Source organism: Pseudomonas sp. IT-P44 (assembly GCF_949768225.1).
GTDB classification, from domain to species: Bacteria; Pseudomonadota; Gammaproteobacteria; order Pseudomonadales; family Pseudomonadaceae; genus Aquipseudomonas; species Aquipseudomonas migulae.
This window is the reverse complement of record NZ_CATKQM010000067.1, coordinates 1-8,047: the sequence shown is the minus strand read 5'-3', so window position 1 is coordinate 8,047 and position 8,047 is coordinate 1. Positions and strand designations below refer to the sequence as shown.

At 60.7% G+C, this 8,047-nt stretch carries 7 protein-coding genes; 6 read left to right on the top strand and 1 reads right to left on the bottom strand.

Features of this window, described 5'->3' with window-relative positions; translation table 11 throughout:
- Positions 1–55 precede the first annotated feature (55 nt).
- Complete coding sequence (locus tag ACM6IO_RS25590) at positions 56–1,006, bottom strand: DUF1853 family protein (RefSeq protein ID WP_414912475.1); 951 nt, start codon at positions 1,004–1,006, stop codon at positions 56–58.
- Between the two features lie 112 nt (positions 1,007–1,118).
- On the opposite strand from ACM6IO_RS25590, the gene ACM6IO_RS25585 reads away from it, so the two are divergent.
- Genes ACM6IO_RS25585 through pepN form a run of 6 tightly spaced genes read left to right on the top strand, consistent with a single transcriptional unit; the run spans position 1,119 to position 7,629 of the window.
- Positions 1,119–2,009: an NAD(+) kinase gene (locus ACM6IO_RS25585; RefSeq protein WP_008028599.1), complete on the top strand. Its 891-nt coding sequence runs from the start codon at positions 1,119–1,121 to the stop codon at positions 2,007–2,009.
- Entirely contained in the window at positions 2,006–2,980 is a 975-nt protein-coding gene (locus tag ACM6IO_RS25580) for a metallophosphoesterase (RefSeq protein ID WP_223554701.1), read from the top strand. The genes ACM6IO_RS25585 and ACM6IO_RS25580 overlap by 4 nt, the downstream gene beginning before the upstream one ends.
- Positions 2,977–3,846: a rhomboid family intramembrane serine protease gene (locus tag ACM6IO_RS25575; protein WP_414912474.1), complete on the top strand. Its 870-nt coding sequence runs from the start codon at positions 2,977–2,979 to the stop codon at positions 3,844–3,846. Before ACM6IO_RS25580 ends, ACM6IO_RS25575 begins: the two co-directional genes overlap by 4 nt.
- A gap of 27 nt (positions 3,847–3,873) precedes the next feature.
- The gene (locus ACM6IO_RS25570) at positions 3,874–4,134 is read left to right on the top strand and encodes a YeaC family protein (RefSeq protein ID WP_008028592.1); all 261 of its coding nucleotides are present in this window, start codon (positions 3,874–3,876) and stop codon (positions 4,132–4,134) included.
- Entirely contained in the window at positions 4,131–4,961 is an 831-nt protein-coding gene (locus tag ACM6IO_RS25565) for a DUF2797 domain-containing protein (protein WP_414912473.1), read from the top strand. The genes ACM6IO_RS25570 and ACM6IO_RS25565 overlap by 4 nt, the downstream gene beginning before the upstream one ends.
- Before the next feature lie 10 nt (positions 4,962–4,971).
- Complete coding sequence (gene pepN / locus ACM6IO_RS25560) at positions 4,972–7,629, top strand: aminopeptidase N (protein ID WP_414912472.1); 2,658 nt, start codon at positions 4,972–4,974, stop codon at positions 7,627–7,629.
- Positions 7,630–8,047 lie beyond the last annotated feature (418 nt).

The following is an 8,047-nucleotide window of genomic DNA, read 5'->3' as shown; positions in this document are numbered from 1 at the left end:
TTCCTGTGTTGCTGCGAGGCTTGCCCGCGAAGGGGCCGGTCCAGCCACTACAAAACTAACCACTGCCCGGCACATTCGGCCAAAGATCCGCCACCAGAAACAACCGCTCCGCTTCCTCCCACTCCCCATTCGCATTCTCGATCAACCGCACCAGCAACTGCGCCGGCGCCAGCGGTTCCAGATCGCTCAGCCACGCTTGCAGCTGTTGCGTGCTCCACGTCTGCTCGGCCGGATAGCGCGCCGGCGCCAGCCAGGCATGGCGGGGCAGGGGTTGCCAGCGACCGAACGGGCGCTGCGTGACAAAATCATTCCAGTCCTTTTGATGCAGCCAGCTACCGCGCAGATGTTGTGGGTGCGCACCGCTCGGGGCTTCGGATTGCCCCGGCCACGGATAAAGCAGATAGCCGCCCAGCCACAAATGCGCACTGAATTGCTGGATGTCCAGCGCCGCCAGGACCTCGCGGCTCTCCGGTCGCGCGGAAATCGGCAGCTGATGCTGGCTCAGGTGCGCCAGTTTGCGGTCCAGCCGATCGTGGCAGCCCGGCCCCAGCCATTGCGCGGTGTTATGCCCCGCGCCATTTTGTGGGCCGAGGTAAAGCTTGATCGCCAGTTCCAGGTGATGCACGCCGTCGCGATCGCGCAGCAGCATGTCCAGTTCGCCCAGCGTGTGGCCTTCGCGACGGATTGGCATGTTCGCGGCAATCAGATCGATGCCTGGTGCATGGCGCACGGCGTATTGCCACAGCCGTTCGTAATACAGACCCAGGCGCCGGGTCCGGGCCTGGGCCAGCCAGTGCAGCAAGTCGTAGCTGTCGTGATCCAGTTGCCGTAGCCAGAGTTCCAGCCGTTCCGGTGCCTGCACCCAGTCACTGCCGGCCAGTGGATGGCGTTGCGGCCACGGCGTGGCCTCCAGCATCGGCGGCGCGAGGATGACCCAGGCCAGGTCGCGGACCTCGGGGTGGCGCAACTGGTGGGGTAACTGCAGCAAATCGGGAAATAGGATCATCTTGCGAGCATAGCCCTAAACCTGAGTGCGCCCTTGTGGCTGAAAGGATTTTGTCTATCCCGCGCTTTCGCCCATAATCGTGGTTTTCGCCGTCGCAAACCGTAGGGGCACCATGGAGCAATTTCGTAATATCGGCATCATCGGTCGCCTGGGCAGTTCGCAGGTGCTGGATACCGTCCGCCGACTGAAACGGTTTCTGCTCGATCGTCACCTGCACGTGATCCTCGAAGACACCATCGCTGAAGTCCTGCCGGGTCATGGCCTGCAAACTTCATCGCGCAAGATGCTCGGTGAAGTCTGTGACATGGTGATTGTGGTCGGCGGTGACGGCAGCCTGCTTGGCGCCGCACGCGCACTGGCCCGACACAATATTCCGGTGCTCGGCATCAACCGTGGCAGCCTCGGTTTCCTGACCGATATTCGCCCCGATGAACTGGAAGTCAAAGTCGCCGAAGTACTCGACGGCCACTATCTGGTGGAAAACCGCTTCCTGCTGCAAGCCGAAGTCCGCCGCCACGCCGAGGCCATCGGCCAGGGCGATGCGCTGAACGATGTGGTGCTGCACCCCGGCAAATCGACGCGCATGATCGAGTTCGAGCTGTACATCGACGGCCAGTTTGTCTGCAGCCAGAAGGCCGACGGCCTGATCGTCTCCACGCCGACCGGCTCGACCGCGTACGCGCTGTCGGCGGGCGGCCCGATCATGCACCCCAAACTTGACGCTATTGTGATTGTGCCGATGTACCCCCATACCTTGTCGGGTAGACCGATTGTGGTCGATGGCAACAGTGAGCTGAAAATCGTCGTGTCCAAGGATATGCAGATCTACCCGCAAGTCTCCTGTGACGGGCAGAACCACTTCACCTGCGCGCCGGGTGACACCATCACCGTGAGCAAGAAAGCGCAGAAGCTGCGGCTGATTCATCCGCTTGACCACAACTACTACGAAGTCTGCCGGACCAAACTCGGCTGGGGCAGCAAGTTGGGGGGTGGAGGCGACTGATGCTCGATCCCGCGCGAAGTTATGACCTTATCGGTGATGTGCACGGTTGCGCCCTGACCCTTGAGCACTTGCTCGACCTGCTCGGTTATCACAAACAGGCCGGCGTCTGGCGGCATCCGTCGCGCATGGCGGTGTTCGTCGGTGACATCATCGACCGCGGCCCGCGGATTCGCGAGGCGCTGCACATCGTCCACGACATGGTCGAGGCCGGCCAGGCGTTGTGCATCATGGGCAACCATGAATTCAACGCACTCGGCTGGAGCACGCCAGCGCCGCCGGGCAGCGGCAAGCAATTTGTCCGTGAACACACGCCGCGTCATGCGCGCCTGCTGGGTGAAACCCTGACCCAGTTTGAAGACCATCCCGCGGACTGGCATGACTTCCAGCAATGGTTCTACGAACTGCCGCTGTTTGTGGATGCCGGGCGTTTCCGCGTGGTCCACGCCTGCTGGGATGCGGGCCTGATCGAGCCGCTACGCGCTCTGTTTCACGACGGCTGCGTCGATGAACATTTCCTCCAGGCCTCGGCCGTGCCGGGCAGTTTTGCCTGCACCGTGTTCGACCGTTTGCTGCGCGGCACCGACATGCGCTTGCCTGACGGGTTGACCATGACCAGCGGCGATGGCCTGACGCGCTCGTTCTTCCGGACCAAATTCTGGGAAGACGACCCGCAAACCTACGGAGACATCGTGTTCCAGCCTGACGCTTTACCGGAACCCGTGGCCCGGACGCCGCTGTCGTCCACCGAGAAAAACACCTTGCTGCGTTATGGCGTTGACGAGCCCTTGTTGTTCGTCGGCCACTACTGGCGCAGCGGCAAACCGGCGCCGATCCGCCCGAACCTGGCCTGCCTGGATTACAGCGCGGTGCTTTACGGCAAGCTGGTCGCCTATCGACTGGATCAGGAAACCCGGCTCGATCCGCACAAATTCGTCTGGGTCGACGTCGAACGGCCGGAGGCACTGCGATGAGCGCCGTGGCCGTTTTACGCCTGCCGCTGGCGGTGGATCTGAGCGGGTTCGTCAAACTGCTGCAACGCATGCAGGTGCCGCATCGGGTCAGCGAAGAGCAGGGCGAGCAGGTGTTGTGGGTGCCCGCCAATATCAGTGAAGACGTGCGTGCGTTGTACGAGCGTTTTCCGACGGGTGATCCCGATCAGCAACTGGACATCCCGGTGGCGATAACCACGAAGCGTCCCGGTTTCGTCGAGCAATTGCGCCACGCCAAAGCGACGGCGGCGGTGCTGCTGCTGAGCCTGATCGTCGGTGCGGTGACGCTGCTGGGCGAAAACCTCGACACGATGCGCTGGTTGACCTTCCTTGATTTTCGGGTAGTCGGCGAATACATCCATTTCACGCCATTGGCCGACAGCCTGGCAGCGGGGCAGTGGTGGCGTCTGGTTACGCCGATGCTGATCCACTTCGGCATCCTCCACCTGGCCATGAACGGCATGTGGTATTGGGAACTGGGGCGACGCATTGAGTCGCGTCAAGGCGGCATCAACCTGATCGGCCTGACCCTGCTGTTCGCCCTGGTGTCGAACTACGCGCAGTTTTATTTCAGCGGCCCGACCTTGTTTGGCGGGTTGTCCGGCGTGCTGTATGGCCTGCTCGGGCATTGCTGGATCTTTCAGATCCTGTCGCCGAACCGCGCTTATCGCCTGCCTCGCGGGGTGCTGGTGATGATGCTGGTGTGGCTGCTGCTGTGCCTGTCCGGGCTGGTCTCGATGATCGGCTTCGGTGAAATTGCGAACGCCGCCCACGTCGGCGGGTTACTCATCGGATGCTTCACCGGTTTGTTGGGTGGTTTGTACAACCGCCGTAAACTGGCCGCCTAAAAAAGTTATGTAAGTTCGGAGACCTTGATGTCCTCTTTTAACGAAATGATCAAAAACATCACCCCCGATATCTACCAGAGCCTGAAACTGGCGGTGGAAATCGGCAAATGGTCCGACGGTGGCAAACTCACCGCCGAACAACGCGAACTGTCGCTGCAAGCGATGATCGCCTGGGAAATCCAGAACCTGCCCGAAGACCAGCGCACCGGTTACATGGGCGTGCAGGAATGTGGCTCGAAGTCGATTGAAGTGCCGAATATCCTGTTCAAGTCGGATGCCATCCATTGATCGAGATTGGCCGCGGTGCAATCAGTAAAATGTCGGCCCGCCTGGACGGGGCCGACGTGCAGTACGCGTTTCGTCTGGACGATGTCGAAGTGCCGGTCAACCCGTTGATCGGCACCACGGTACGTCTGGAATACCTGGGGGCAATCCACTGCTGCCATTGCGGACGCAAGACCAAAACCAGTTTCAGCCAGGGTTACTGCTACCCGTGCATGACCAAACTGGCGCAGTGCGATATCTGCATCATGAGCCCGGAGCGCTGCCATTACGACGCCGGCACCTGCCGAGAGCCGGAGTGGGGCGAGAAGTTCTGCATGACCGATCACATCGTGTATCTGTCTAACTCGTCCGGGGTCAAAGTCGGGATTACCCGCGCGACCCAACTGCCGACGCGCTGGATCGACCAGGGCGCTCGTCAGGCGTTGCCGATCATGCGTGTTGCGACCCGTCAGCAGTCAGGCTTCGTCGAAGACCTGTTCCGCAGTCAGGTGGCGGACAAGACCAACTGGCGTGCTTTACTCAAGGGCGAAGCGGTTTCGGTGGACCTTGTCGAAGTCCGCGATCAGCTGTTTGAAAGCTGCGCCGAAGGCCTGCAAACCTTGCAGGAACGATTTGGTCTGCAGGCGATCCAGACTATTAGCGATGCCGAGCCGCTGGAAATCCGTTATCCGGTGGAGCAGTACCCGGCCAAGATCGTCAGCTTCAACCTGGACAAGAACCCGATTGCCGAAGGCACGCTGCTGGGGATCAAGGGCCAGTACCTGATCTTCGACACCGGCGTGATCAATATTCGTAAATACACGGCTTATCAGCTCGCCGTGCATCAGTAAGGACTCCAGCATGCGCACCGAACAACCGAAGATGATCTATTTGAAAGACTATCAGGCGCCTGAGTACCTGATCGACGAGACGCACCTGACCTTCGAGTTGTTCGAGGACCACAGCCTGGTCCATGCGCAACTGGTGATGCGCCGCAACCCTGAGCGTGGCCCGGGCCTGCCGCCGCTGGTGCTGGACGGTCAGCAACTCGATCTGCTGTCGGTGACCCTGGCCGACCGCGAATTGACAGCTGCCGACTATCAGTTGACCGAGAACCATCTGACGCTGCATCCGACCAGCACCAGCTTCACGGTCGACACCAGCGTCCGCATTCACCCGGAAACCAACACCGCGCTGGAAGGCCTGTACAAGTCCGGCACGATGTTCTGCACCCAGTGCGAGGCCGAAGGCTTCCGCAAGATCACCTATTACCTCGACCGCCCGGACGTGATGAGCACGTTCACCACCACGGTCGTCGCGGAACAGCACAGCTACCCGGTGCTGCTGTCCAACGGCAACCCGATTGCCAGCGGTCCTGGAGAAGACGGCCGCCATTGGGCGACCTGGGAAGACCCGTTCAAGAAACCGGCGTACCTGTTCGCACTGGTGGCCGGTGATTTGTGGTGCGTCGAAGACACCTTCACCACCATGACCGAGCGCAACGTGGCGCTGCGCATCTACGTCGAGCCGGAAAACATCGACAAGTGCCAGCACGCCATGAACAGCCTGAAGAAATCCATGCGCTGGGACGAAGAGGTCTACGGTCGCGAATACGACCTGGACATCTTCATGATCGTTGCGGTCAACGACTTCAACATGGGCGCCATGGAGAACAAGGGCCTCAACATCTTCAACTCCAGCGCCGTGCTGGCCCGCGCTGAAACCGCGACCGACGCCGCGCACCAGCGTGTCGAAGCGATCGTCGCTCACGAATACTTCCACAACTGGTCGGGCAACCGCGTGACCTGCCGCGACTGGTTCCAGTTGTCGCTGAAGGAAGGCTTCACCGTGTTCCGCGATTCCGGTTTCTCCGCCGACATGAACTCGGCCACCGTGAAGCGCATCCAGGACGTGGCTTACCTGCGCACTCATCAGTTCGCCGAAGACGCAGGTCCCATGGCCCACGCCGTGCGCCCGGACAGCTTCATCGAGATTTCCAACTTCTACACCCTGACCGTGTACGAAAAGGGCTCGGAAGTGGTCGGCATGATCCACACCTTGCTTGGTGCCGACGGTTTCCGTAAAGGCAGCGACCTGTATTTCGAGCGCCATGACGGCCAGGCCGTGACCTGCGATGACTTCATCAAGGCCATGGAAGATGCCAACGGTGTCGACCTGACCCAGTTCAAACGCTGGTACAGCCAGGCTGGCACGCCGCGTCTGGCGGTGAGCGAGTCCTACGACGCTGCAGCGAAAACCTACAGCCTGACGTTCCGTCAAAGCTGCCCGGCGACCCCGGACAAGGTTGAAAAACTGCCGTTCGTGATCCCGGTTGAATTGGGCCTGCTGGACGCCAAAGGCGCGCCTGTTGCCTTGCGCCTGTCCGGCGAAGCCAGCGCCCAGGGCACCTCGCGTGTCATTTCGGTGACCGAAGCCGAACAGACCTTCACCTTCGTCGATATCGCTGAGCAACCGCTGCCTTCGTTGCTGCGTGGCTTCTCGGCACCGGTGAAACTGAGCTTCCCGTACAACCGCGACCAACTGATGTTCCTGATGCAGCACGACAGCGACGGTTTCAATCGCTGGGATGCCGGCCAACAGTTGTCGGTGCAAGTGCTGCAAGAGCTGATCGCCCAGCAACAGAAGGGCGAGAAGCTGGTGCTGGATCAGCGCCTGATTTCGGCCTTGCGTACCGTGCTGTCGGACGAGTCGCTGGATCAGGCAATGGTCGCCGAAATGCTCTCGCTGCCGGGTGAGGCGTATCTGACCGAGATCAGCGAAGTGGCTGATGTTGACGCCATCCACATCGCTCGCGAGTTTGCCCGCAAGGCGTTGGCAGACGGTTTGTTCGAGGCGTTGTGGTCGCGTTACCAGGCCAACCGCGATCTGTCGAAACAAACCCCGTACATTGCCGAAGCCGAGCACTTTGCCCGTCGCGCCTTGCAGAACATTGCGCTGTCGTACCTGATGCTCAGTGGTCAATCGCAAGTAATGGCGGCGACGCTTGAGCAGTTCGAGACCAGCGACAACATGACCGAGCGCCTGACGGCATTGGCGGTGTTGGTGAATTCGCCGTTCGAAGAAGAAAAAGCCCTGGCGCTGGCCGGTTTTGCCGAGCACTTCAAGGACAATCCGCTGGTCATGGATCAGTGGTTCAGTGTTCAGGCGGGCAGTACGTTGCCGGGTGGGCTGGAGCGGGTGCGTCAGTTGATGCAGCATCCGGCGTTCAACATCAAGAACCCGAACAAGGTGCGGGCGTTGATCGGCGCGTTTGCCGGGCAGAACCTGATCAACTTCCATGCGGCGGATGGTTCGGGGTATCGCTTCCTGGCGGATCTGGTCATCGAACTGAACGGGTTCAACCCGCAGATTGCCTCTCGCCAACTGGCGCCGCTGACGCGCTGGCGCAAATACGACGATGCTCGTCAGGCGTTGATGAAAGGGGAGCTGGAGCGGATTCGTGCTTCGGGCCAACTGTCCAGCGATGTGTTTGAAGTGGTCAGCAAAAGCCTGGCCTGAGTTTGGCGTTGGAACCTGTAGGAGCGAGGCTTGCCCGCGAAGGTTGTGTGTGGGGCGCGTTTTTTGATGGTGTGCATATCCATTGCTGCGGTAACGGCTGCTGACGGTTTCGCTCTTACAGCGACTCACTTTTCCAGACGCCGAAAAGTAAGCAAAAGGCTTTGCCCCTGACGTACGGTGGCTCGCTAATGCTCGCCATGCCCTCGCTCCGGTCCTGCTCCGTGGGCCCGCCGCCATCGGCCATCCATGGCCGGGGGCGGCTACCGCGGCATCCTTGCCGCGGTGCCCACTGCGCAGAACCTCCACTCGGCCTCCCGACGGGGCAGATCAAAATCAAAATCAAAAACCAAGCAAAAGCCAAAGCGAGGCGGCCTGCCAGCCGACCTGGCTCTTTCTTCGTACGCATCCCCCTGTAGGA

Excerpts from the sequence above, each read along its gene's own strand:
- ACM6IO_RS25590 (WP_414912475.1), bottom strand. The coding sequence starts at position 1,006 with ATGATCCTATTTCCCGATTTGCTGCAGTTACCCCACCAGTTGCGCCAC.
- ACM6IO_RS25585 (WP_008028599.1), top strand. The coding sequence starts at position 1,119 with ATGGAGCAATTTCGTAATATCGGCATCATCGGTCGCCTGGGCAGTTCG.
- ACM6IO_RS25575 (WP_414912474.1), top strand. The coding sequence starts at position 2,977 with ATGAGCGCCGTGGCCGTTTTACGCCTGCCGCTGGCGGTGGATCTGAGC.
- ACM6IO_RS25570 (WP_008028592.1), top strand. The coding sequence starts at position 3,874 with ATGTCCTCTTTTAACGAAATGATCAAAAACATCACCCCCGATATCTAC.
- pepN (WP_414912472.1), top strand. The coding sequence starts at position 4,972 with ATGCGCACCGAACAACCGAAGATGATCTATTTGAAAGACTATCAGGCG.